22 protein-coding genes, 1 pseudogene and 1 riboswitch are annotated in these 24,162 nt (G+C 39.5%); of the genes and pseudogenes, 18 read left to right on the forward strand and 5 right to left on the reverse strand.

Annotated features, from left to right (window positions below; all coding sequences use genetic code 11):
* Positions 1-249: 249 nt before the first annotated feature.
* Positions 250-465, reverse strand: a pseudogene (locus ACVIJU_RS07060) (hypothetical protein); the annotation flags it as partial.
* A gap of 844 nt (positions 466-1,309) precedes the next feature.
* Between ACVIJU_RS07060 and ACVIJU_RS07065 the strand changes: the two are divergent.
* The 4 genes from ACVIJU_RS07065 to ACVIJU_RS07080 are packed head-to-tail and all read left to right on the forward strand — an operon-like array spanning position 1,310 to position 5,048.
* Positions 1,310-1,699 (forward strand): GntR family transcriptional regulator, encoded by a 390-nt coding sequence (locus tag ACVIJU_RS07065; protein WP_063389422.1) that lies wholly within the window; start codon positions 1,310-1,312, stop codon positions 1,697-1,699.
* A complete protein-coding gene (locus ACVIJU_RS07070) occupies positions 1,692-2,591 on the forward strand; it encodes an ABC transporter ATP-binding protein (RefSeq protein ID WP_456687424.1) in 900 nt (299 codons plus the stop codon). Before ACVIJU_RS07065 ends, ACVIJU_RS07070 begins: the two co-directional genes overlap by 8 nt.
* Positions 2,566-4,524: a DUF6449 domain-containing protein gene (locus ACVIJU_RS07075; protein ID WP_144598243.1), complete on the forward strand. Its 1,959-nt coding sequence runs from the start codon at positions 2,566-2,568 to the stop codon at positions 4,522-4,524. The genes ACVIJU_RS07070 and ACVIJU_RS07075 overlap by 26 nt, the downstream gene beginning before the upstream one ends.
* Before the next feature lie 17 nt (positions 4,525-4,541).
* Positions 4,542-5,048 (forward strand): RNA polymerase sigma factor, encoded by a 507-nt coding sequence (locus ACVIJU_RS07080; protein WP_063389419.1) that lies wholly within the window; start codon positions 4,542-4,544, stop codon positions 5,046-5,048.
* A gap of 63 nt (positions 5,049-5,111) precedes the next feature.
* Here the strand turns inward: ACVIJU_RS07080 and ACVIJU_RS07085 are convergent, their stop codons facing one another.
* On the reverse strand, positions 5,112-5,528 hold the full coding sequence (locus ACVIJU_RS07085) for a DUF4395 domain-containing protein (RefSeq protein ID WP_063389418.1): 417 nt from the start codon (positions 5,526-5,528) through the stop codon (positions 5,112-5,114).
* Positions 5,529-5,675: 147 nt separating this feature from the next.
* Here ACVIJU_RS07085 and dat point away from each other — a divergent pair, with 147 nt between their 5' ends.
* The 3 genes from dat to ACVIJU_RS07100 all read left to right on the forward strand — a co-directional run bounded on the left by dat (position 5,676) and on the right by ACVIJU_RS07100 (position 8,456).
* A complete protein-coding gene (gene dat, locus ACVIJU_RS07090; RefSeq protein ID WP_066251052.1) occupies positions 5,676-6,515 on the forward strand; it encodes a D-amino-acid transaminase in 840 nt (279 codons plus the stop codon).
* 78 nt (positions 6,516-6,593) lie between these two features.
* Positions 6,594-7,520, forward strand: coding sequence for a dipeptidase (locus ACVIJU_RS07095; RefSeq protein WP_130156951.1), 927 nt, complete (start codon positions 6,594-6,596; stop codon positions 7,518-7,520).
* 123 nt (positions 7,521-7,643) lie between these two features.
* Positions 7,644-8,456 carry an alpha/beta hydrolase gene (locus ACVIJU_RS07100; RefSeq protein ID WP_066251057.1) on the forward strand — a complete coding sequence of 271 codons (813 nt, stop codon included), beginning with the start codon at positions 7,644-7,646 and terminating at the stop codon, positions 8,454-8,456.
* Between the two features lie 59 nt (positions 8,457-8,515).
* Here ACVIJU_RS07100 and ACVIJU_RS07105 read toward each other — a convergent pair whose 3' ends face one another.
* Positions 8,516-9,073 carry a DUF420 domain-containing protein gene (locus ACVIJU_RS07105; RefSeq protein WP_117017211.1) on the reverse strand — a complete coding sequence of 186 codons (558 nt, stop codon included), beginning with the start codon at positions 9,071-9,073 and terminating at the stop codon, positions 8,516-8,518.
* A 170-nt stretch (positions 9,074-9,243) separates the two neighbouring features.
* Between ACVIJU_RS07105 and ACVIJU_RS07110 the strand changes: the two genes are divergently transcribed.
* Positions 9,244-9,660 carry a universal stress protein gene (locus tag ACVIJU_RS07110; protein WP_063389413.1) on the forward strand — a complete coding sequence of 139 codons (417 nt, stop codon included), beginning with the start codon at positions 9,244-9,246 and terminating at the stop codon, positions 9,658-9,660.
* Positions 9,661-10,364: 704 nt separating this feature from the next.
* On the opposite strand, the gene ACVIJU_RS07115 is transcribed toward ACVIJU_RS07110, so the two are convergent.
* Positions 10,365-11,756 (reverse strand): polysaccharide deacetylase family protein, encoded by a 1,392-nt coding sequence (locus ACVIJU_RS07115; protein WP_117017210.1) that lies wholly within the window; start codon positions 11,754-11,756, stop codon positions 10,365-10,367.
* Between the two features lie 997 nt (positions 11,757-12,753).
* On the opposite strand from ACVIJU_RS07115, the gene ACVIJU_RS07120 reads away from it, so the two are divergent.
* The 3 genes from ACVIJU_RS07120 (at position 12,754) to ACVIJU_RS07130 (ending at position 14,587) form a co-directional block, all read left to right on the forward strand.
* Positions 12,754-13,317 (forward strand): FAD-dependent oxidoreductase, encoded by a 564-nt coding sequence (locus ACVIJU_RS07120; RefSeq protein WP_456687425.1) that lies wholly within the window; start codon positions 12,754-12,756, stop codon positions 13,315-13,317.
* Between the two features lie 304 nt (positions 13,318-13,621).
* Positions 13,622-14,203, forward strand: coding sequence for a cell wall hydrolase (locus ACVIJU_RS07125; protein WP_063389409.1), 582 nt, complete (start codon positions 13,622-13,624; stop codon positions 14,201-14,203).
* Between the two features lie 225 nt (positions 14,204-14,428).
* On the forward strand, positions 14,429-14,587 hold the full coding sequence (locus tag ACVIJU_RS07130; protein WP_065095535.1) for a DUF1540 domain-containing protein: 159 nt from the start codon (positions 14,429-14,431) through the stop codon (positions 14,585-14,587).
* A 99-nt stretch (positions 14,588-14,686) separates the two neighbouring features.
* Here the strand turns inward: ACVIJU_RS07130 and ACVIJU_RS07135 are convergent, their stop codons facing one another.
* Positions 14,687-16,132, reverse strand: a complete 1,446-nt coding sequence (locus tag ACVIJU_RS07135; RefSeq protein WP_130156945.1) for an N-acetylmuramoyl-L-alanine amidase — start codon at positions 16,130-16,132, stop codon at positions 14,687-14,689.
* 195 nt (positions 16,133-16,327) lie between these two features.
* A riboswitch (cobalamin riboswitch) is annotated at positions 16,328-16,506 on the forward strand.
* A gap of 111 nt (positions 16,507-16,617) precedes the next feature.
* Between ACVIJU_RS07135 and ACVIJU_RS07140 the strand changes: the two genes are divergently transcribed.
* From ACVIJU_RS07140 to ACVIJU_RS07170, 7 genes are read left to right on the forward strand one after another with little or no spacing between them, the layout of a single operon-like run.
* Complete coding sequence (locus ACVIJU_RS07140) at positions 16,618-17,592, forward strand: ABC transporter substrate-binding protein (protein WP_063389407.1); 975 nt, start codon at positions 16,618-16,620, stop codon at positions 17,590-17,592.
* Positions 17,555-18,616: a FecCD family ABC transporter permease gene (locus ACVIJU_RS07145; RefSeq protein WP_063389406.1), complete on the forward strand. Its 1,062-nt coding sequence runs from the start codon at positions 17,555-17,557 to the stop codon at positions 18,614-18,616. The genes ACVIJU_RS07140 and ACVIJU_RS07145 overlap by 38 nt, the downstream gene beginning before the upstream one ends.
* Position 18,617: 1 nt before the next feature.
* Positions 18,618-20,081 carry an adenosylcobinamide amidohydrolase gene (locus ACVIJU_RS07150; RefSeq protein WP_063389405.1) on the forward strand — a complete coding sequence of 488 codons (1,464 nt, stop codon included), beginning with the start codon at positions 18,618-18,620 and terminating at the stop codon, positions 20,079-20,081.
* Positions 20,078-21,061, forward strand: a complete 984-nt coding sequence (cbiB, locus tag ACVIJU_RS07155) for an adenosylcobinamide-phosphate synthase CbiB (RefSeq protein ID WP_063389404.1) — start codon at positions 20,078-20,080, stop codon at positions 21,059-21,061. Before ACVIJU_RS07150 ends, cbiB begins: the two co-directional genes overlap by 4 nt.
* Positions 21,021-22,100 carry a threonine-phosphate decarboxylase CobD gene (cobD, locus tag ACVIJU_RS07160; protein ID WP_063389403.1) on the forward strand — a complete coding sequence of 360 codons (1,080 nt, stop codon included), beginning with the start codon at positions 21,021-21,023 and terminating at the stop codon, positions 22,098-22,100. The genes cbiB and cobD overlap by 41 nt, the downstream gene beginning before the upstream one ends.
* A complete protein-coding gene (locus ACVIJU_RS07165) occupies positions 22,094-22,663 on the forward strand; it encodes a bifunctional adenosylcobinamide kinase/adenosylcobinamide-phosphate guanylyltransferase (protein WP_063389402.1) in 570 nt (189 codons plus the stop codon). Before cobD ends, ACVIJU_RS07165 begins: the two co-directional genes overlap by 7 nt.
* Positions 22,660-24,162, forward strand: coding sequence for a cobyric acid synthase (locus ACVIJU_RS07170; RefSeq protein ID WP_063389401.1), 1,503 nt, complete (start codon positions 22,660-22,662; stop codon positions 24,160-24,162). The genes ACVIJU_RS07165 and ACVIJU_RS07170 overlap by 4 nt, the downstream gene beginning before the upstream one ends.

Raw genomic sequence — 24,162 nt, forward strand, 5'->3', positions numbered from 1 at the left:
CTTCTTGTTGGACCTCATTGCCTCTATGAAGGCCATTTACAAATTTTATTCGATTATTTTTGTCCTTCACAGCAGTATTTCTCCAAAATCCTTCATTTTAGGAACTCAACGGAGAGCCCCTTCTTACAATTAGTCAAGAGTTTTTCGTAACTATTTGTTTCAGTGGATTTATTTAGGAGGCAGTGGTACCCCTTCCTCCTAAATAAATTTACGCATGCCTAATAGATCTAACGATTTTTGTTTTTTTCACTAGATCAAATATGTTATATTTTTCCTGAACAATTGCGAAGTTGCTGATGCGATTTCGTAATTGTACGTTAAAATGTGTGTATTAAGATGGAAGAGACACTTCAATAACTTATTCACACAAGCGATGGACGCAACTTTATGACATTTGTTATAAGGTTGCGTTTTGAATTTGTCGTAATATTCTACAAAATGATTGTTTCCAATGCGTCGTTGGCGTTAACGATTCCTTTTTCTTATCCACGATCTCATGGATTCAACATATTAAACCTGATCTTATAAGGTCCGTGAAGTAGGCCAGTTATTTCAATGCGAACCTATCGTTCTTTAGGCTGTCACGACCTTTTCTCCACTTCTACTAAAAAAATAGCAGCACAGACATTGGTCGTGGTCTGTGCTACTAATCTTAATATGTTTTTTTCGGGTTTCACATTGTTGAAGCCTCATTTGAGAGCAACAAGGATAAATACATGCTGAATCTCCTACTATTTGTTTTTTTATATAGTAAACTCCTTTTCTGGTGCACTTTAATCAATCGGGAAGCAGGCTGGATGGACGAAAATGGACAAGAAACATTCTGGGAATGTCGGTACAGTTTGGAAAAGATGTACTTATCGTTTGTTCCAACATTTGAAAATCGGCAGGAAGAATCGTTTAAAAAATAGCAGATGCGGAAAACTCAGTTCATCATTATCTTACGGTTCGTTTCAAAAGAAAAAATTTCCTGGGAAAAGCTTGAAAACTATAATCCAATTTTTCGGTTGAAGGCGGTGCTTCTCATCGTCTGTCCATTGGTTGGCGAACAAATAAAAGTTTTGAACATCTGCCAGTTACAAACAGACAGAAAATAGTTTAGAAGAGATGTACTCACTGTTTTAAATAGCACAATCATATAAATCAAACTTTGAAAAAGGACAACAGTCTTTCACAGCGTAAAAAGCTGTGCTTTTTTGACGCAAAAAAATTTTTCCAGAAAGTATTGTCATTTTTTTCATAATAAAGTATGATTTATCTGTATTAAGAATTATAATACAGTTAATACAGATGTGGGGGCTGCGGGAAAATGCTTGATATAGATTTTCGAAGCCGAAAACCGATCTATGAACAGCTTGTCGATCAAATAAAAGAGATGATTGTAAGCGGAGTGCTGAAAGGGGGAGAACAACTTCCCTCCGTCAGAGTGCTTGCGCAGCAATTGACGGTGAATCCAAATACAATTCAAAAAGCTTACCGTGAGCTGGAGAGGATCGGATATATTTACTCGATTCAGGGAAAAGGAAATTTTGTTTCGGAGAAGATTGAGGCATCTAATCAGGAAGAGCTGAAAATGGTTAAAGAAAATTTGCAAAAATTAGCACAACAAGCATTATTTTTAGGGATGCAATCTGATGAGCTCCTGCAGATCATGGAAGAAATTATCAAAGATCATCAAGGGGGAAAAAGAGATGATTGAAGTCAAAAAGGTATATAAAACATTTCAAAATGCGACTGTGTTATCTAACATCGATTTACAAATTGAAAAAGGATCCATCTTCGGGCTTCTAGGTTCAAACGGCGCTGGAAAAACGACGTTGTTGAAGCTGATCGCAGGTTTGTATAAACAAGATAGGGGAGACATTTTAATTGATAAAAAACCTGTATTTGAAAATGAAGACATTAAGCAAAGATTCATATTCCTTACAGATATTCCTTATTTTTTCCCTCATTATACGATCAAACAGATGGCGAATTTTTATGAAAACATATATCCATCCTTCAGCAGAGAACGATTTCAAACATTGCAGGATGTATTTGATCTAGATCTTAAGCAAAAAATTTATCGCCTGTCAAAAGGAGTTCAGCGTCAAGTGGCATTTTGGCTCGCTTTTTCCGCAATGCCTGAACTGCTCATTTTAGACGAGCCGTTTGACGGTTTAGATCCGGTCATGAGGAAAAAAATGAAAAATATAATCATCCAAGATGTGGCAGCGAGAGAAATGACTGTGATCGTCTCTTCCCACAACTTGCAGGAAGTAGAGGATATAAGCGACCATATCGGCATTTTGCATAAAGGTGAACTGCTAATAAAACGGAATTTGGATGACCTAAAGTCGAATATACACAAAGTGCAAATTGCCTTTCAAGGAAGCGTTCCTTCGGAAATGCTGCAGCAGCTTCAAATTGTCTATCAGGAACAAAGAGGCAGCGTGCATTTATTCATTGTAAAAGGAAATGCTGATGAATTTTCCAGCTATATAAAAAGCTTTAAGCCTCTTTTATTCGATTTGCTCCCGCTTACATTGGAGGAAATTTTTATTTATGAAATGGGGGAAAAAGGATATGCAATCAAAAACATCCTTATTTAAAAAAGAGCTGTTAATTCAAAATTTCCGTTCTGTCGGTTGGGTAGGACTAGCGTTTTTGATCGGTCTAATTCTATCAGTACCGATGGAAATTGCGGTGTTGTTTTCCGGGAGAGAGAATTATAATGAAGAGAACATATATGAAAGTTTGTTTTCCATTGCACAAGAACTTCAATTATTCATGTTAATCGTGATACCTGTGCTTATGTCCATTTTTTTGTTTCGGTTCCTGCATGTAAAGCAATCCAGCGATTTTCTTCATAGTCTTCCGATTAATCGGAAAATGCTTTTTTGGCATCATTGGCTGACGGGTGTTGTGTTTTTAATCGTACCTGTCATGATTACTTCTCTAATATTGGCCGTTTTTATACAGGTGTTTGATTTGTCGAGCTATTTTCGTGATTTGAACCTTGTTAGATGGTTTTGTACTTATTTAGCATATACGCTATTATTGTTTTCTATCGGCACCTTCTCTGCCATGCTGACAGGAATTAGCACGATTCAAGCCATATTGACATTGATTATTTTATTGTTTCCTTTCGGGGTTTATCAACTTATAGTGTACAATTTGCAATACATTTTGTTTGGATTTCCGAGCGGCTATTATTTGAATAATAATCTTTGGATCGAATTTTTTTCACCGCTTACGAGGCTGATTTCCCTCGAATTCCAGCCTTTCTCTTGGTGGGAAATCGCCGTTTATTTATTGCTAGCAGCCTTGTTTTGCTGTATTTCCTTGCTTCTGTATACACGGCGGCCAGTCGAATATGTGTCACAAGCTGTTATTTACTGGAAGCTTAAACCGGTTTTTAAATATGGCGCCACTTTTTGTACGATGCTTCTCGGCGGAATGTATTTTGGCATTATTGACTATAGAGGAAGCTTATTATGGATTTGTACTGGATATGTAGTAGGTGCACTTATCGGTTACTTTATAGCTGAAATGATCTTGCAGCAGACGTGGCGAATCAAGCCTAAATTAAAAGGATTGTTTATTTATTTTATTGCAGTGATACTCGTATTCATTTTGACCGGTTCTGGTGCGGGAGGATATGAGAAAAAGGTTCCGAGAGTTGCAGAAATACAGTCGGTATTTTTCAGCAACTTTTGGTACTTCGATGACAAGATGACTAATAGATTCATTTACAAGGAACCGAAAATAATCGAAGCAATTCAAAAGCTGCATACAGAAATCGTTGCCGAAAATAGATCCAAAGATGTTTCCGAACCTGAACCGTTGTTTATCGTCTATTATTTAAAAAATGGAAGCAAATCGATCCGCCAATATGAAGTTGATCGGAAATCGTTCGAACGATATTTGAAGGAGATTTATGAATCGAAGGAATATAAAAAAGCAACCTATGAAGTTCTAGACGTAAACGATCAAGATGTTGAACAAATAGTATTTCATTCTAACTATCCAAACTACTATGTTGAAAAAGTGGATATTGCCAATAATTCTGATCAACTAGCAAAAGCATTAAAAGCATTAAAAAATGACATCACGAATCTTACATATGAAGATATGACCGATGAAAGAAAAGACTGGGGAGAAATTGAAATCATTCTAAAAAATAATAAGCAATTATTCATTCCATGGAAAAAAAGCTTTAAAGAGTTCGATGAGTGGATGAAGAATAACGGAACGGTTAAAAACGCAAGAGTGACAGCTGATGATGTCCAATATGTACTCATAACGGAGAATAACATCAATCACGATTTGGATTATAAAAATATGCTGAAAGAAATTGAACAAGATCCGCAAACGGTCAAAATTGTAGATAAACAGTTGATTGAGCAATGCTTGCAAGATGAAACAGAATCGACTTCAGGAAAAAATATTATGTTCATTGTTTATAAAAATGGAAATTATGAGGTTGGCAGCTTTGCTCATCCAGAAATAGCTGAATCGATCAAGAAACAGGCAAAAAAATAAAAAAGGATTGGAGAATTATGGATGATATAATATCCGCTCAAGAGAGCTTTCAAGACATCTATTGTATGTTTTATAAAAAAGTGTACCGGATTGCTTTTTCCATAACGAAAGATGTACATTTGGCAGAAGATGTATTGCAGGAAACATTTTTGAAATTTTATCAAAAGGCTGAACAAATTGAGGATATGGAAAAAATCTCTGGTTGGCTCGGTACAGTAGCAGCGAGAACTGCGATAGATTTTCTTCGGAAGGAACAGAAAACGCCGTGCCCCCTTGATGAATTATCTATCAGTCAAGGGGGCAATGTGGAACAAACAGCAGAATATGAATGGCTGAAAGAGACCATTTCTCAAGAAATTCGGAAACTAAAACCGAAATACCGCGAAATTTTAGAATTGAAATTGTATTATGATTTAAAAGAACAGGAATTAGCTCAACAGCTAAAGCTTTCGAAAGGAACAGTTAAAACTAGGCTTCACAGGGCAAGACGCACGCTGAAAGTGTCGTTGAAAGATGCGATGTAAAGTTCGGGTGCTCTTGCCCCTTTTTTACGTCTTTTCCCAGATTTTTAAAATCAGGGGAGAAGCTTATGAATTTTTCGCTTTTCGATATTGATACTGCTTCCATTGGAACCGGATAAAGCAGCCGATGCAAAATCCTAAAATCGCAATGAAAGCCGCTGAAAAAACTAAAATCGAAAAAATATATCCTAAAACATCAATATGAAAAGAAAATCCGATAAAAGCTAGCAGCAAGCATGTGCAGGCAATGATTTGATTGAATTGCTGATCAGATCTGTCTTCTAAATGATAGGACGAATGTGGTTTTCGTAAAAACGTTTTAGCGGCCGCCATAATCGGATTGACACCAAAAATGAGTCCAATCAAGCCAGCAATAAGCGGAATAAGAAGAAAAAGCGGCTCGTTTGTGATCCAAGTGATCAAAACAGACAAAACAATTGTCCATTGATTCGTTCTAACTAGAGGACGAGGGATGCCGTCCATGGAAATCCCACCTTTCCATATATGTTTTATGATATTTATATCATAAATGTGCAGGCATTGCATCTTTTTTGATTTTGATCAAGCCTCCATTCATATAATTATGTTACAATGGTTGGTAGATATTATGGAAATTAGGGGGATATGAAAATGTCAATCGGTTATGTAAATGGTCGCTTTGTTGACCTCAATGAACCGGTGATCCCGATTGATGAAAGAGGACACCAGTTTGGCGACGGAGTGTATGAGGTGATCCGCGTTTATAACAAAAAGCCGTTTATGCTGCGCGAGCATTTAGAGCGGTTAAAGACAAGTGCTGAAGCGATTAAATTAAAACTCGATCAAACATTGGAGCAATATGAACAGCTGATAAAAGAAGCAATTGAAAAATCAGCATTAACAGATTGCGACGTCTATTTGCAAATTACGCGCGGAGTGGCCGTTCGAAATCATTTGTTTCCAGATGTTTCTGTTTCAACAACGATGACCGTAAGACCTGCAAAGCAATTGCCCCATCATTTGCGGGAGAACGGCGTTTCTGCTATATTCCATGACGATGAGCGGTGGGCCAATTGCTATATTAAATCGCTTAACTTATTGCCGAATATTTTAGCTAAACAAACCGCCCATGAAAAAGGAAGCTATGAAGCGATTTTAGTCCGTGATGAATATGTGACGGAAGGGTCGAGCTCCAACGTATTCATCGTCAAAAACGGAACAATTTATACGACGCCGCTATCAAAGCATATATTGTCAGGAATTACAAGAATGGCGGTAAAATCGATCATTGAAACAGAAGGTTTAACATTAGTAGAAGAAAAGTTTACGAAAGAGGATGTACTTGAAAGCGATGAAGTCTTCATTACGAGCACAACTTCTGAAATTTTACCAATCGTGACCGTAGACGGGCAAAAAATTGGCACGGGAAAACCGGGTGAGATCGCGACAACACTTTATCAAAAATTCCAAGAAAAAATCGCAAACGAATAACGAGCCTATTGATTGTAAAAGTCTGCAAGAAATCTTTCCTGCCAGGCTTTTTTTTATCATAAAAAACAGGGGGAAAACATGAATATTATTGATCTTCATTGTGATGCACTGATGAAGCTGGCGAATGCTAAAGGAAAGCTGAAGTTTGCTAACGCCTCGTATTTGGATACGAATAAACAAAGATTGATCAAAGGTAAAATTAAGGTTCAATGCTTTGCCGTTTTTATCGATCAAAAAATAAAAACTGAATACAAATTCCAAGCGGCGCTTGAACAAATCGATCTGTTTTTTACAGAAGTGCTTGGAAACAATCCGGAAATGAAACAAATAAAGGATTGGTCTGATTTTTATAAGCTTGAGGAACATGAAATTGGGGCGATGCTGACTCTCGAAGGTGTTGATGCGATTGGCGGAGATCTCTACAAACTTCGACTTCTTTATCAGCTGGGAGTTCGATCGGTTGGATTGACATGGAATTATGCCAATCTGGCAGCTGATGGAGCACTTGAAGATCGAGGCGCTGGTGTAACAGCATTTGGCAAGGAAATCATAAAAGCAAACAATGAGCATCGCGTTTTCACTGATGTCTCCCATTTATGCGAGCGTGCGTTTTGGGATGTAATCGAGCTTGCGGATTATCCGATTGCGACCCATTCAAACGCCCGCGCCTTATGTGATCATCAGCGCAATTTAACCGATGAACAGGCAAGGGCAATGTTTCAAAAAGGCGGTACCATTCACATCGTGTACGCCCCCCAATTTTTAACAACTAATGATCAGGCAGCAATCAAAGATGTAATCAAACATATCGACCATTTTTGCATGCTAGGCGGAGTGAAACAAATCGGACTTGGCTCTGATTTTGACGGAATTGAGCAAAAAGTAATAGGATTGGAAAATGCGGCAAAAACACAAAACTTGATCAATGAACTGTTGAAATATTATAATGAGGACGAAGTGAAAGGATTTGCGTATCAAAATTTTCTCAATCATTTACCGAAATAGGTGCAAAAGCAAACTGTTAAGATTGCTTTTTTTTTGGGTTTAAATCCCCTAAAACATACTTGACTTATCGGAATTATAAACATTATAATAAAAAAAACGAACGATTAAAGGTGGTTAATTTTTATGGAAAAAATGTACTATATTCCGAGCCAACAGGCATCGTTAGCTGCCACATTGCATATACCGAACGCTCCAGCTAAAAACGAAAAATTTCCGGTTGTTGTTATTTGTCACGGTTTTATAGGAAGCCGAATAGGTGTCAACCGATTGTTCGTCAAAGCAGCCAACCATTTTGCTTCGCTCGGATTTGCCGTTTTGCGGTTTGATTACGAAGGCTGCGGCGAAAGCAGCGGTATTTACGGAACTTATGGCCTCGACCGCTTTATTGAACAAACGATTCATGTTATCGATTTTGTTGAAAAGCTTCCTTTCATCGACAAACATGAATTATATTTGCTTGGCCATAGTTTAGGAGGAGCAGTGGCGACACTCACAGCTGTACGGGATGACCGCGTGAAGAATTTGGCGATTTGGGGAGCGGTCGGTCGGCCATTTGAAGATATAGCGGCCATAGTTGGAAAGGAAGGCTTAGAAGAAGCAGAATCAAGCCAATATGTTGATTATGAAGGCTATTCCTTAACGAAAACATTTTTCCGCTCGCTTGAACAGTACACTCCTTTACAAGAGGCAAAATCGTTTACAGGTGACGTATTCGTTGCCCACGGAACAGAAGATGAAGTCATTTCTCCTTCTTATGCTTGCCTGTATGAAAAAAGCTTCAAAAAAAGGGCTAACAGCGTTGAAAAATCACTCATTATCGGCGGAAACCATACATTTTCGTCTATTTGTCATTCAACCGAATTGTTTCAACAAACAGGAGAATGGCTTGAACGGCAAAGAAAGTTAAACGATGATCGAAAAAAAAAGATTATTTAATGAAAGAGTTTCTAAACGAAAAAGAAGGTTGACCGGACAGCTCGGTCAACCTTCTTTTTTTAATAATAAGGAGAAATCAAGATGTATACAAGAACACCTGTAAATGAGACGTATAGCCAAATCGGCATCGCCCAGCGAACAATTTTCCGGTGTTTTTCTACCTGTCTTGACATTCCCCAGAAAAAGGCAAACAATGCAAGCGGAACAATGACGGCTGCTAATATACTATGGGAAGTTAGAATAAATAAATAAAATGTTTTCATAAATCCTTCACCGCCATAACGGGTCGGTTCAGATTGCAAAAAATGATAGGTTAAATAAGAAATACAAAATAAGGTGGTCGTTGTAAACGCTGCGATGATAAAGTTCCGGTGTACTTTTATATTTTTCTTTTTAATTGCATAAAGAGCAGCGAGCAGAAAGACGAACGTAAAGCTGTTAAAAATCGCATTAAGTCTTGGGAAAATCGTCAAATCAAAATGGACTTCGCCTCGATATCCGATTGGAGAGAAAAATAACAGTAAAATAACGGCATTTATAATAACTGAGAGTGTCACAACAATGCCGGTGTAATTTTTTTTGTTGTGAGGCTGTTCATAGTTTTGAATGGAGTCCATTTTTTTCCTCCTAACATAAATTTTCTCATTGTATATTTTATCATTTTAAAATGGATTTAAAAGTGACAAAGTGGTGAAAATCGAATTTTTGACAAATCTCTACTTAAATTCTAGAAAAATTTTGATAAAATGGAAATAAAGAAAAAATAGTTCTTTTGGAGGGGATGAGGATGTACAAAAAAATATTAGTTCCTATGGATGGATCTGCCCATTCTACACGCGCGCTTGAGCATGCTGTAAAACTTGCCAAAACAGTTGGGTCTGAAAAAATCACGATTTTGCATGTCAATAATTTAAGATTTACAGAGCAGTATTATTTTGTTGATATTTCCAAATTAATTGATGAAGAGAACGAAGCGATTTTAAAACCAGCGATTGAATTCCTTACTGAAAGCAACGTCCCGCATGAAACACATATTTTCCAAGGGGAACCAGCAACAATTATTACGGATTATGCAAAAGAACATGACTATTCCATCATTGTAATGGGAAGTGCAGGAAAAGGCGCGCTTAAAGCAACGTTGTTGGGAAGCGTCAGCCGAAAAGTAGCCCAAGAGGCTCACTGTCCAGTCTTAATCATTAAATAAAAATAAGAAATTTGTCCATTTTAGTTTACATACGAGCTAAAATGGGCTTTTTTTTGTTTGCTATAAAGTGAAAGGGAAAAATTGTTCAAAGCTTTTGATTATTACTGGATAGGATGAAACGAAGAGGGGATGGGCTCTGCAGAGAATTACAATATGCCTTAAATTACAGCAGAAGCTGTTTTGGGAATACTTACAATTGCTGTGGCAAGAAAGGCGGTTTGCGGCATGCACTGCCCATGAATAACAGCAGTATAAACGTATTTGTGCATTAAATGAAAAACGTAGAGCAACGACGTCTGGTTTATAAGCAATCAACTTTCTGCAAGGAAAAGCAAATCAATTGCTCTATTGTGTACATCAATCGGCACCAGCTGTTACGACTTGACAAAAGAAAGGGACCCAAAATGCTGACCTTTTTGGATCCCTGCTTTTATGGCCAAAAATGAGTGCAAACGTTAAAATACTGGAACATCTTTTTATGGGAATCGCTTTAAAATCCCTTTTCCTTTTCACACATTTCCACTGCAAAGCTTCTTTAGCAGGACAGATCATTTTTTTCATTAAAATAGGCATCAAACGTTTCAGCTTTCAAAATTTCTGTTGAACGTTTCCATAGATTTGGGAATCGGATCGCATTCAACACTATAAGAATAGGCATTGTATACATGTTATATTTCGGTCGCCAACTGCATGTGACGAGGATTTCATTTTTTTGATATCTCTGATACAGTTACAAACTCATAACCTTGTTGTTTTAAATATGGCAAGATTAGCTTCAATGCCTCTACTGTGGATGAATGAATATCGTGCATTAAAATGATGGAACCGTTTTTTGTCTTGGCTTGAACGATTTTAAGTACTTTTTTTGGGTCATCCGTTTTCCAATCTAATGTATCTACAGTCCATAGAATGATAGGCTTTTCAATAGCTGATCTGACCTTTTGATTAACAGCCCCATATGGAGGGCGGACGCAATTCGCTTTTAAGCCCGATGCCTTGAAAATTTCTTGATCGGTCATATTTATTTCTTCAAGTATTTTCTCTTTTTTTAAAGTTGTAAAATCTTTATGGCTAAAGCTGTGGTTGCAAATTTCATGTCCTTCCGAACCTATTCTTTTTACAATATTAGGATAAAAATTAACTCTTTGACCAATCACAAAAAAAGTGGCTTTTGCATGATACGATTTTAATAAATCCAAAATTTCTGTTGTATATTTTGGGTGAGGTCCGTCATCAAATGTTAGAGCAACTATTTTTTTGCTTTTGATCGGCTCGTCTTTTTGGATGGGAGGTTTTTTCGGCAATGGTTCTGCTTTTTTTGGTTTGTTTTCTTCCATCCGTAATCGCTTTCGCCACTCCTCTGTCAATAACTCTTTTCCTTTCGTTAAAGGAATGGAAATTTCAGGACTTTCAGCACCTTCTGTTACTTCATTGCTATGAAACTTGAAAACAATGAATTTGTTTGTCAAATAAATATTGGAAAAATCGTTATATGGGTGATTGAGCCACTTGTTAAGCTTCTTTTTGCTAAAGCTTTTTTTATATTTTTTTGATTGAAGAAACTGGTCCGTCAATTGAACATGCAGCTTTTCTTTTGTTTTTTCATCGATTTCAAGAATGTCTTGGCTGTTTATAAAACGTTCTGCTGCCAAATCGACTATGAAGATTTTAAAGTCTTTACTTTCTTTTTCCCCATCTGAATGGCTTTCCGAAGTAAAAACAAAAGAATAGACGCTGTCTGTGACCGGATAGAGGCGAAAAGTCAGAGAAAAATTCGACGGATCTTTAAACAAGCGCCATTTTTGGGATTGAATTTGTTCGTGAAACCGTCTTTTCTCTTCTTTGACGTAAGACTGGATGGATGCATTCAGTTTGCTGCTTTGAAATCTCGGATAGTGTATGGCGGAATGGAATTCTTTTTTATCCTCAATATCTGAAATTAAGTCAACTCCATCATATTGCGATTTTTCTATTTGTTTGCTTCCATTTGCTGGGACAGACTGTACCCTTAATGTTTTGTAATAAAAAGACATTAAAAAAATGAAAATGATCGAAATGAAAACGATGCCGCTTATTTTCCATACAAACGATTTCACTAATGTTCACTGCCTTCTTTAAATAAATGCCGTATGTAAAATGTCAACGAATATAGAGTACTATCAGGATGAAAAGATGTCAAAGCCGTTTTCCATTTTTAATAAATTTTTTTAAAATTGGCTTTTATATCCATCCATTTCTACGATCCTTGTGAAATTCGAAATATCATCATAAATATATTGTTTCAGTCCGTTTTCTTGAGCTTGATTCATATACTTGATGATTCTTATCTTCTTGTCATTTCATTCTTGCTTCGGTTTGGATATGCGCTTCACCAATCTTTTTTGAAAGCTTCGTAAAGAGGTATGGATCTATTTTAAATGTTAGTTGTCGTTCGAAACCTTTATCTCAACCTGTTTCGTGACGATCTAGCGGTGAATAAAGAAGCCGAGAGAATGCGTAAAATATTTATCAAATATTCAAGATGTTGAATGGTCGATTTGCTGCTAGCAGAGCCGTTGTAATGTTCATTTCATAAATAAATTTTTTGTTGCTAAACGAAAGCTTCCCTATTTTTTTCAAGTAAATGATGATTTATTCCATTCTAGAAGTTTCCAACTAATATATTTAGACGCTCTTTCTTTAATATATGGTTCAGTCTGCTGAGAAAATTCACCTGAATTTGCATAATATGGATTACGACTAAGTATCGTTTGTAATGTCAATCGCCAAAGGAGTGTCATATACTGACTTTCATGTTTTTCTTCCTCCGGCGGACTTATGTAGCAGTATTGTGGAACATTGCACATTGGGGTGTCGGAAGCCGCATAGCGAATTTTAATAGCGTTTTTTACTGTATTCTGAAAATAGATCAGTTGGGGATAAGCGGTTTTTACTTCGGGACTCCAGCCTACAAAAGGTTTTATGTTCAGCTGGAGAAGGGAGATTATATATGAATTTTTTAATTTTCAGAATTGGTAAGCAAGTTTCTTTACATTTTTTTTCGATTGCGCTTACAATGAAATTATAAACATTTTTTGCAAAGGAGGAGTTAAGATGTCCGATGTGATTATTGTTGGTGCCGGTCCTGCGGGGGCAAGTGCTGCGTTGTTTACGGCGAAGGCTGGAAAGAAAACATTAGTTTTAGATCACGATAAATCAATGACGAAAAGGGCATGGATCGAAAACCACTATGGTGTTTTAGAAATTACAGGTCCTGATTTAATCGATATTGGGAAAAAACAGGCGGAAAAGTTTGGAGCAGAAATAAAAAACGAGCAAGTGGAAACAATTGAAACAAAACAGGATGGACACGTCGTCAAAACCGATGGCGGTTCGTATGAAGCGAAGCATGTCATTTTAGCGACAGGAGTATTGACGGATTTAGCCGAGAAAATTGGATTAAAAACAAAAGACGGAACAGAGCCTCGCATCAAAACAATATTCGATGTGGATTCAAATGGAAAAACAAATATTGACGGAATTTGGGCAGCAGGTACAGCTGCTGGCGTAAGTGTACATACAATCATTACCGCAGGTGACGGTGCAAAAGTGGCCATCAATGTCATCAGCGAGCTGAATGGCGAACGGTACGTCGATCATGATATATTGAAAAATTAATTTCAAAAAAGACAGGACATTCATTTGTCTTGTCTTTTTTTATGATTTAAAACTCGAATATAGGTGTAAGTCCAAAATATGTAAAACTTTATACCAATGGGAAATTGTTATGGAAAAATATCTCTTGTGCAGGGAGTTTCTAAAAGAACAAAGTACAGTGTATTCAGCAAAATGTTTCCAAAAGACATATGTAAACGCCGAACCTTTGCTGGAATATTTATGAATAATATGAAAAGATTTTTTAATGAATTCTAGATTAGAAGATGTTAGGGTAATAGAGAGCGAAAAAAAGGAGGTAGGATTTATGAAGAAAATAAAAAAATTCATCTTCTCCTCATTTATTGCTCTTGCTGCCATTGTTTTCACCGGACAAGGAAGTGAGGCAAGCGCTGCCTATTCGGTGAAAGAAGGAGATACACTCTGGAAAATTGGTCTAAAATACGGGGTTTCAGTTCAAAAACTAAAATCCGTTAACAATAAAACAACTGATGAACTATATGTTGGAGAAGAGTTGACTATTCCGCCAACTATCTCAGCAAGTGAAAAAGATTTATTGGCTAGATTAGTAGAAGCAGAAGCAAAAGGAGAACCATACGAAGGAAAAGTTGCGGTTGCCACTGTTGTACTAAATCGCGTAGACAGCCCTTTATATCCTGATACAATTACAGAGGTTATTTATCAAGATCGCCAATTTACTCCTGTAGCAAATGGAGAGATTAACAAGCCTGCAAGTGAGGAATCCAAAAGAGCAGTAAATGAAGCTTTGGCATTCCACGGTTTAGGTCAAGGCTCCCTGTATTTTTATAATCCGAAAAAGACGGACGACCAATGGGTTCGAACTAAAAACACAACAATTGTGATAGGCGATCACGTCTTTGCGAAATAAGGAAGCTGCTGCTTATCAGCAGCTTCCTTATTTTTTATTCCAGCACAACCGTTCCTTATGAAAAAAATCGAATCAAGCAAGGACGCTGGATTAAAATATTTTTCATCCCGTCATACTTTTTTGCCATGTGATGCATATTTTTAAAAAATTGTCATTGTCAAAAACTATTTGTGTCGTATCAAAACACCTTCCGATGGCAATTCTATAATTGGGAGGTGACATGCGATGGCACAAGACGTTTTATGTGAAGTAAACAACTGTAAATATTGGGCGGATGGAAATAGATGTTCAGCTGATTCCATTTATGTTGTCAGCCATTCGGGGAAAACCGCCAAAGATCAAAAGGAAACGGATTGCAAAACATTTGAACCGGAAACTTTCTAAATAATGGAGAGGGCCGAATTCCATTTCGGCTCTCTTTTATTATTGATAATGATTTTCAATTTTATTCACGTTAATTGGAAAATGGACCAAAAAAAATGATCATACATGTTTGTTTAATTCCGCAATCATGGAGGAAAGCTGTTGAACAGCGAATTGAAGGTTGGAACGGTAAATCGATAAAATCATTTCTCCGTAACGATCTCCAGGAACTGCCCACTTTCCATTTAATTCTTTCCAAGTGGTAGCTGATCCGCGCTTCACATAATGAAATCTTGGATCTACAAGCGGCTCATCACCTGGAAGAGGCTTTGTTGTCGCATAAGCAAACAAGTGCTGCAAATGAGCGAGAACTCCTTCTCTTGATGTGGAGAAGCTTGCTCCTCGGACATTCGGGCCTGTCGCTCCAATTCCGGCAAAATTGTTTTGGCTGCGGTCGACAACCCCGGTGAAGCGAAAATAGTTCGTCTCATGAATGGCTTGTGCGTAAGCGATATCACCGCGTATTCCGTATAGTTTGCTTAATTGGATATATAAATCACCCAGTTGAGGTGCATCTGGATTCGTATTTTTTACGAACTGATCCAACAATGTTCCCGATAAAAGCGGTTCTCCTAAAATAGAAATGTCTTCTGTGGCGGATGCTTGCGGCTCTGATGTAGACAGCAAGCTGGCTAGTTGATTTTGCCTTGGCGGATTTGCACGCTGCTCTTCGGGAGTTAAAATAAAAGCATCTTTATAGCCCAGCTGCACAAGTTTTGCCAGCTGCTCCTTCGCATTTTCCAAATGTTGAAAAGCCCCTGCTTGAACACGGTAAAAACTTGTGCCGTTAACATTAGCAGGTGAAATAAAACTGTCCACGTTTTTTCCTTTCAGTTCCTTTACGCGTTGTTCTGCATTTTTACGCTCTTTGAAGGAACCGGCAATCACTTTGTAAAGCGTGTTGTTTGAAACAGGAGCCGACGGTTTTGTCGACGGCTTTTTTGTTGTGCTTGCCTTTCTCTTTAAATTAAGGGCTTTTCCTATTCCTTCCGCCACACTGGCGGCAAAATCACTTATAAAAGCAGAAGAGGTTAACAATTTGATATCGTTAGGATTATCGATAAATAATGTTTCCAAAAGAACCGCGGGCATTTTCGTTTCTCTCAACACAAAAAAATTGGCGCTTTTTTTTCCGCGGTCCTGTACGTTATATTTTGGCCCGATTACGCTCATAATATGATTATGAATGATGGAACGGTATTGAATCGTTTTATTAGATGCACCGCGGTTGTAAATATAGCTTTCAAATCCTGTTCCGCCCCCTGAATTGACATGGATGGAGCAGAAAAAATCGACATTTAGTCTGTTTGCCAAACTCGTTCTTTCTTCTAAACTGACAGTGCGATCGTTCGTTCGTGTCATCACGACATCTACTTGAAAGTTTTCTAGCAAATGGTCTCTGGCTATTAAGGCAATAGTCAGCGTAAAGTCTTCTTCTTCATAGCTTCTAAATGTTGCACCAGGATCACTTCCACCGTGGCCTGGGTCTAAAAGAACGACTGTCACTTATGGATCCTCCTTCGTTCCTAAAATCAATTACCCATCCATTAAAATTTTATTCATTTTTACGGCAATCGGTTCAAATCAACACGGTTGAATTGAAAACCTTATAAAAAGTCCAATATAAAACTTGACATAGCATTTTCACATTTTTTCTACCAGAACGGATTTGAATGATGTATAATTACATTCGTCGACAATTTCATTCAAAAGCAAACAGGTGCGGACACTTTTGTCCGCTTAAAAGGGAAGTTTGGTGAAAATCCAACGCGGTCCCGCCACTGTGAATGGGAGCAACCTGAAAATGCCACTGTGTCTACGGGAAGGTTCAGGGAGCGATGACCATGAGCCAGGAGACCTGCCTGTTTGAACACGCCTAAAAACCCTACGAGGATAGGGAGGTGTTTGAAAACAGAACAAAGCGATATGCTTGTTTTCAGACATCTTCTTATCAAAAAAAGAAGATGTTTTTTTATTGGAGGAGGAAAATGATGAAAAAACTATCTGCACTATTTTTAGCCTTATTACTTCTATTTGGAATTGCGGCTGGATGCGGCCAACAAAATACATCAGAGCCGTCTGAAAACAAAAGCAATCAAAAGACGGAAGAGACGGCTTCACAATTTCCGGTGAAGGTCAAGGACGGTTTAGGAAATGAGGTGACGGTAAACGAAAAACCGGAGCGGATTGTTTCGCTAATTCCAAGCAATACTGAAATTGCCTATGCTTTAGGGTTGGGTGAACAAATTGTCGGTGTAAGTGATAATGACAACTATCCGGAAGATGTTCAAAACAAAGAAAAGGTTGGCGGGATGGAATTTAATGTTGAAAAAATTATTTCTTTAAAACCGGATCTTGTTTTAGCGCATGCTTCCAGCGCCCATAACTCGCAGGAAGGGCTGAAGCAGCTGAAAGATGCGGGAATAAATGTTTTTGTAGTCGAAGATGCCCAATCATTTGATAAAGTGTATGACTCCATCCAGACAATCGGCAAAATTACAGGGACAAGTGACAAAGCCGAAGATATTGTGGCTGAGATGAAAACGAAACTGGCGGATATTCAAGAAAAAGGAAAAACGATTCCGGATGATCAAAAAGTGTCTGTTTTTGTCGAAGTGAATCCCGCACCACAAATCTATACGACTGGAAAAGGAACGTTTATGGATGAAATGCTAACGATCATTGGAGCAAAAAATGCAGCGGGCGATCAAGAAGGCTGGCCGCAAATGACGGAAGAAGCCGTTGTAAAACTGAACCCAGACGTCATTGTGACGACATACGGCTATTACGTCGATAAAGCTGTTGACCAGGTGTTGGCACGCAAAGGATGGGAAAATGTATCAGCGGTGAAAAATAAACGGGTTTACGATGTGCATTCCGACTTGGTGAGCCGCCCAGGCCCAAGATTGGTTGAAGGAGTAGAAGAACTTGCGAAAGCAATTTATCCGGATGTCTACAAAAAATAAACATGTGGTCGCCTATACGGCGACCGCTTGTTTTCTTATTTTTTCCGTCTTTTTAGGAATTTCTATCGGAACGTTTCACATCACGTTTAAGGATATTTTCCAAATAATTTTCAATCAACTGTTTCATACTGGTTTGGCGCCGGACATTGATGAAAGCATGAAAAGCATTGTGCTTGATATTCGACTTCCTCGTGTCGTTTTAGCCGGACTTGTCGGAGCCTCGCTTGCAATGGCGGGGGCTTGTTATCAAGGGCTTTTGCAAAACCCTTTGGCAGATCCTTATACGCTCGGTGTTTCATCAGGTTCTTCTTTAGGTGCTGTACTTGTTCTTTTTTTCGGCATTCAAATTCCTTTTTTCGGCTCATTCACTTTGCCGGTTGTCAGCATTTTTACGGGTTTTTTAACGATTTTGGCTGTGATTTTGTTCGCCAATTTCATTGAAAAAACGATGAGGATTGAAACCATTGTGCTGACCGGAATTATTTTAAGTTCCTTTTTAAGTGCTTTCATTTCGTTGATGATTGCCCTGACAGGAGAAGAATTGCGACAAATTGTCAACTGGCTGTTAGGAAGCGTTGCGATGCGCGGCTGGGGATACGTTTTGATGCTTTTGCCGTTTTTTTTAATCGGGTCCATTTTGATTTTTGTAAACGGAACAGAATTAAACGCTCTGTCCTTTGGCGAAGAAAAGGCGAAGCAGCTTGGGGTCCATGTAAAAAGGAGAAAGCTGTTTATTTTAGCATCATCCTCTTGTTTAGCCGGTGCGGCCGTTGCCATCAGCGGAACGATTGGGTTTGTCGGTCTTGTCATCCCGCATGTAAACAGGCTGCTTTGGGGAAGTGATTATCGCCATCTTCTCCCTCTGTCCGCCATTTTTGGCGCCGCTTTTTTAATTTTGGCGGATCTCGTTTCAAGAACGATCGTGTCGCCGACAGAACTTCCGATCGGTGTGATCACGGCTTTAATCGGCGCTCCCAGCTTTGCCTTTATTTTAATGAAACAAAGAATGGAAAGAAGAGGGTAACATGCTGCAAGTCAAGAACATTTCGGGAGGCTATCAAGAGCGAAAGATTATCGAAAACCTTTCCTTCTCAGTAAAAAAAGGGGAAATATTTGGCATTTTGGGGCCAAACGGGAGTGGAAAGACGACACTATTAAAAATGATCAGCGGGATTCTTCCGGTTAAAAGCGGCACGATCGAGCTTGCCGGCAAACCTCTTTCTGCTTATTCTCCGAAAAAATTGGCGCAAAACATCGCTTCATTGCCGCAAATCCCAACGCAAATGTTTGATTATACCGTTTGGGAGACAGTGGCGCTCGGCCGTTATCCTTTTCAAACGGGTTTCTTCAAGCGGTTGACGGGAGAAGATGAACAAATCATCCAAAAGACCATGGAGCAGACGAATATTTCCCACTTAAAAAATAAAGCGATCAATGAATTAAGCGGCGGGGAAAAACAGAGGGTTTTTTTAGCGCAGGCTCTTGCACAAAACCCCGTTTTGCTTTTATTAGATGAACCCACGAACCATCTTGATATTTCCCATCAAAAAATCATGCTTGATCAGTTGAAAAATTGGACACAATCAAATGGATTAACGGTTGTCTCAATTTTTCATGATTTGAATTTAGCAAGCCTTTATTGTGACAAACTGCTGTTATTAAAAGATGGAAAAGCGGTTGCCGTTGATAATCCATCTGTCGTGATGAACGAAAAAACGATTGAACAGGTGTATGGTGTTTCGATTGTCAAACAATCACATCCGGAGCTTGCCCGCCCGCAAATGCTGCTTATACCCGAACAGAAACAGGAAGAAACATATAAAGTGACAAAAAGGGACATTGTTCAGACGAAGGAACTCATCTATTTAAAAGCGGCATCGCCGCTCAAAACCCTTTCATCTGCCATTATTGGCGGAGGATTTGGCTGGCACAGCACTTTTGTCAACCGTCATGTCGATAAAAGCTACAATTGTCAAGACAGCCGTTCGGAAATGGCCGATTTTCTGCAGAAAAACGGGTTTGATCAACATGCAACAGTCGCCATGATGACCGCGGCTTGTTTGGAAGATGGGGTAGTCAGCGAGCTTGAAGCAGAAGGAGTCTCCGTTGTCATTGTTGTGACAGCAGGACTTTCCAATGCAGTGGATGCAGCAAATAGTATAAAACGGAATGGCATAGCTTCAGGGACGATCAATACATGGATTTTGATAAACGGACGGTTATCTGATCAAGCATTTATTGAAAGTGTGATGACGGCAACAGAAGCCAAAACGAAGGCGCTGGCTGATGAAAAAGTGTTGGATCCTGTCTCCAATACGATTGCAACAGGCACTTCAACGGATAGCATATTAGTGGCTGCCACGCAAAAGGGCATTTTTCATCAGCACGCTGGCACGATCACAACACTTGGAAGATTGGTCGGCAGGGGGGTATATGAGAGTACAATTCAAGCGATTCAGCTAAATAAAAAAAGAAGGGGAAGGACATGACAGAACATGTAATTGCGATTATGCTGGCGTTTGTAATCGATCAAGTCATCGGGGATCCGAAAAATGCCCCCCATCCCGTCCGCTTGTTTGGCTGGTCTATTGCGTTTTGCGAACGGCGCCTCAACAAAGGGCGCTTTAAGAAAGAAAAAGGTATGGCGATGATCATGCTGGTCGGTTTATTTTTTATGCTGGCCGCTTTTTCAATTGTGTCATTTTTCTCTAGGCTTCACCCAGCAGCGGGCATTTTTGCGGAAGCGGTGATCATTTCTTTTATGATAGCGGAAAAAAGTTTGCGGGAAGCAGCTTTGGCAGTTTATGAACCGCTTTGCCAAAAAAATCTCGTTTCGGCAAGAGAAAAGCTGTCATGGATTGTCGGCCGCGATACGGCAGATTTGCCAGAATCGGAAATCGTTCGGGGAACGGTGGAAACGGTAGCGGAAAATACGAGCGATGGCATTACCGCACCGCTTTTTTGGGCGCTGTTCGGCGGAGCTCCTTTTGCGGTTTTGTACAGGGTCGTCAATACTGCGGATTCGATGGTAGGCTATCAAAACGAGAAGTTCGCTGAATTCGGGTTTGCTTCCGCCAAGCTGGACGATTTGTTGAATTACCTTCCGAGCCGTCTGACAGCTTTCATCATGGTACTTGTCAATCATCCGGCAAAAGGGATTCAAAAGCGGGAATGCTTTTCCATTCTGAAAAGGGATGCGCGCAAACACCCCAGCCCCAACAGCGGATTTCTTGAAAGCGCCATGGCTGCTTTGCTGGGTGTATCATTAGGGGGAATCAACCGTTATCAAGGGAAAATTTCTAATCGCCCTAAATTGGGAGACGGGGTTTATTCGCTAGAAGCAAAACATATTCACGATGCTATTGATATTATGAAGAAAACAGACAGGTTTTTCTTGCTATTTTTCATGATCGGAGGTGTATGCTTCGATGCTGCCATCACATGGAGCCAATCCATCTTATCTTTATAAATCATTGAACATCCGGATGCCGGAAAACATCATCGATTTCAGCGTCAACATCAATCCTTTCGGTCCGCCTGAATGCATCCGCAAAAACTGGGATCGCTTTTTTCCGTTTGTTGCCGATTATCCAGATCCTGATATGGCGGAATTGCGAGCGGTAATTGCCGGAAAGGAAAATGTTTCGCCTGAAAATATATTAATTGGAAACGGTGCCGCAGAACTTATTTTTATCATTGCAGCCGCCTTGCTGCAAAATGAAGACGTATTGATCGTGGAACCGGCATTTTCAGAATACCGAAAAGCATGCGAACCGTTCTCAAAGAGGATTTCATCCTATGTTTTAAAAGAGGAAGACAATTGGGAGTTGAACGTTGAGGAGCTAAAAACGGCTCTTTCCGGGAAAAAAGCGGTTTTCCTCTGCCACCCCAACAATCCGACAGGCAAAGTATTTAACCGGGAAACATTATTGGAAATCATTCGTGATGCCAAAAAGAAGCATGCGTTTGTCGTTCTGGACGAAGCATTCTATGATTTCGCCTTGGAAAACGTATCAATTCTGAATTGTTTATCATCTTTTTCCAATGTGATCATTTTGCGTTCTTTGACCAAAATGTATGCCATTGCAGGTTTAAGACTTGGCTTTTTGTTTGCCGATGAGACGGTCATCCAGAGACTAAAAAAATTTCAGGTGCATTGGAGCGTCAACGCCATTGGACAGAGGGCGGGAATAGAAGCATTAAAGGACGAAGACTATGTTAAAAAAACAAAAAGAATGATCTCTCAAGAACGGAAGCGAATGTTTGAACATCTCCATGAACTTGGTTTTGTGGTGGCGGACAGCTCTGTCAATTTTTATTTGTTAAGAGAGCAGCCAAAAAAAGATATGCTGCCTTTGATCCGCTTTTTATTGGAAAGAGGTATAGTGCCTAGACATACATACAATTTCAACGGGCTTTCCGGCAAATACATTCGTTTGGCGGTTAAGAGAAAAGAAGAAAACGACCGGCTTCTTTCAGCGCTTAAGGAGTGGAAGGACAAGTGTTGATCTTTGTGACCGGCGGGGTGAGAAGCGGGAAAAGTTCGTGGGCAGAACATTATTTGACGGTTAAAAAGAATCAGGCCAACCGCCTTGTTTATATTGCAACCTCTTTTCCATCAGACGAAGAAATGACAAAACGAATATTGCAACACCAGCTAAAAAGAGCCCAAGGCAAAGAAAAATGGCTGGCAATTGAACAGACGAATGATGTCGGCAAGTTGTCGAAAAAACTGCAAAAAAATGATTTTGTGCTGCTGGACTGTTTAACAACGTTGTTGACGAACGAACTTTTTTTTCATGAACAACATGGTGAACGATGGCAGGCCGCTTCTTTTCGCCAATATGTGTTGGAAAAAATCATCCGTGATCTATCTGAGCTGCAAAAAAGCTGCGAGCTATTTTGCATCGTCTCCAATGAGGTCAACTGGGAATTTCCAGCGCGGTCAAATGCAGTGTTCCAATATGTTCGCCTTCTCGGCCATCTCCATCAACAAATCGTTGAACGTGCGGATTTGGCGGTCAGAATGGAATTCGGCATTCCAGTTGCTATGAAGGGAGAACTACAATGAAAGGGATCATGATTCAGGGAACGGCTTCTGATGTTGGCAAAAGTTTCATTGCCACGGCATTTTGTGCTATTTTTCACAAACTTGGCTACAAGGTTGCTCCGTTTAAATCACAAAATATGTCAAACAACTCATATGTCACATTGGATGGAAGGGAGATCGGCAGGGCTCAAGGAATTCAGGCAGAAGCCACCGGCACGGCGGCCTCCGTCTATATGAACCTGATTTTATTGAAACCGAAAAGCGATTGCACTTCGGAAATCGTCTTACTTGGCAAAAGCTATGAAACATTAGGCGGTCAAGCTTACCGCGAAAAATTTTATCTAAAAGGGCTGGAAGCGATTCAGCTTTCACTGGAAAAGCTGTCGGAACAATATGATTTTCTCGTGATGGAAGGGGCAGGAAGTCCTGTTGAAATCAACTTGAAAGACAGGGAACTTGTCAACATGAAAGTGGCCGAACTGGCCGACGTTCCGGTGATACTGGTGGCAGATATCGATCGGGGCGGCGTGTCTGCCAGCATTATCGGGACGCTTGAACTTTTTTCCGAAGAAGAACGTAGCCGGGTAAAGGGGATTATCATCAACAAATTCCGAGGAGATCTCAGCTTGTTTCAACCCGGTGTGCAATGGCTGGAGGAACGGACGGGCATCAAAGTATTAGGGGTGGTCCCTTATGTTTCCGGACATATGATCGAAGGCGAAGATTCTTTGTCGCTCACCGAACGATTTGCCAACCAAAACAGGAGAGAAATTGACATTGCGGTGGTAAAGCTCCCCTATATATCCAATTATACGGACGTTGAGCTGTTTTTATTTGAAGAAGATGTTTCCATCCGACTTGTGTCCGGCCCGGATGAATTCGGCGAACCGGATGCCCTCTTGATTCCGGGAACGAGAAGCACGATTCATGATCTGCAACAATTGAAAAATAGCGGCTTGGCTCAAAAGATTAAACCATACAACGAAACGGGCGGAACGATCATCGGCATTTGTGGCGGTTATCAAATGCTTTCAAGATACTTGTATGATAAAGCCGGATCGGATACAGGGGTGAAAGGACGTTATGCAGAAGGATTCAGCATCCTCCCAGTGGGCACAACCTTTTATCATGAGAAAAAAACGGTGCGGAACAAAGGGGTTATTCATCCGCAATCAGGTTTTCCCCAGTTTTTCGTGGAAGGGTATGAAATTCATTTAGGCGTAACCGAACCGATTGTTTCGCAAGCAGTGCGGCCTTTTATCAAGCTTTCGGACGGGACGGATGGCGCGGTAATTGACTCTGGAAGGGTGATTGGCACGTATTTTCATCACATTTTTTTCAATTATGAATTCCGTACGGAATGGCTCAACAGAATTCGAAAACGGAAAGGCCTTGAAAAAAAACAAGTAAAATGGTTGAAGAAGGAAAAAACAAAAGAGTATGAACAGATTGCACGACATGTCCAAAACCATATCCATATGGACGATTTGCTCAACATCATCCAATCGTGGGGGAAATGA

Source organism: Aeribacillus sp. SP014, from assembly GCF_054055575.1.

Excerpts from the sequence above, each read along its gene's own strand:
- ACVIJU_RS07065 (WP_063389422.1), top strand. The coding sequence starts at position 1,310 with ATGCTTGATATAGATTTTCGAAGCCGAAAACCGATCTATGAACAGCTT.
- ACVIJU_RS07070 (WP_456687424.1), top strand. The coding sequence starts at position 1,692 with ATGATTGAAGTCAAAAAGGTATATAAAACATTTCAAAATGCGACTGTG.
- ACVIJU_RS07075 (WP_144598243.1), top strand. The coding sequence starts at position 2,566 with ATGCAATCAAAAACATCCTTATTTAAAAAAGAGCTGTTAATTCAAAAT.
- ACVIJU_RS07080 (WP_063389419.1), top strand. The coding sequence starts at position 4,542 with ATGGATGATATAATATCCGCTCAAGAGAGCTTTCAAGACATCTATTGT.
- ACVIJU_RS07085 (WP_063389418.1), bottom strand. The coding sequence starts at position 5,528 with ATGGACGGCATCCCTCGTCCTCTAGTTAGAACGAATCAATGGACAATT.
- dat (WP_066251052.1), top strand. The coding sequence starts at position 5,676 with ATGTCAATCGGTTATGTAAATGGTCGCTTTGTTGACCTCAATGAACCG.
- ACVIJU_RS07095 (WP_130156951.1), top strand. The coding sequence starts at position 6,594 with ATGAATATTATTGATCTTCATTGTGATGCACTGATGAAGCTGGCGAAT.
- ACVIJU_RS07100 (WP_066251057.1), top strand. The coding sequence starts at position 7,644 with ATGGAAAAAATGTACTATATTCCGAGCCAACAGGCATCGTTAGCTGCC.
- ACVIJU_RS07105 (WP_117017211.1), bottom strand. The coding sequence starts at position 9,073 with ATGGACTCCATTCAAAACTATGAACAGCCTCACAACAAAAAAAATTAC.
- ACVIJU_RS07110 (WP_063389413.1), top strand. The coding sequence starts at position 9,244 with ATGTACAAAAAAATATTAGTTCCTATGGATGGATCTGCCCATTCTACA.
- ACVIJU_RS07120 (WP_456687425.1), top strand. The coding sequence starts at position 12,754 with ATGTCCGATGTGATTATTGTTGGTGCCGGTCCTGCGGGGGCAAGTGCT.
- ACVIJU_RS07125 (WP_063389409.1), top strand. The coding sequence starts at position 13,622 with ATGAAGAAAATAAAAAAATTCATCTTCTCCTCATTTATTGCTCTTGCT.
- ACVIJU_RS07130 (WP_065095535.1), top strand. The coding sequence starts at position 14,429 with ATGGCACAAGACGTTTTATGTGAAGTAAACAACTGTAAATATTGGGCG.
- ACVIJU_RS07140 (WP_063389407.1), top strand. The coding sequence starts at position 16,618 with ATGAAAAAACTATCTGCACTATTTTTAGCCTTATTACTTCTATTTGGA.
- ACVIJU_RS07150 (WP_063389405.1), top strand. The coding sequence starts at position 18,618 with ATGCTGCAAGTCAAGAACATTTCGGGAGGCTATCAAGAGCGAAAGATT.
- cbiB (WP_063389404.1), top strand. The coding sequence starts at position 20,078 with ATGACAGAACATGTAATTGCGATTATGCTGGCGTTTGTAATCGATCAA.
- cobD (WP_063389403.1), top strand. The coding sequence starts at position 21,021 with ATGCTGCCATCACATGGAGCCAATCCATCTTATCTTTATAAATCATTG.
- ACVIJU_RS07170 (WP_063389401.1), top strand. The coding sequence starts at position 22,660 with ATGAAAGGGATCATGATTCAGGGAACGGCTTCTGATGTTGGCAAAAGT.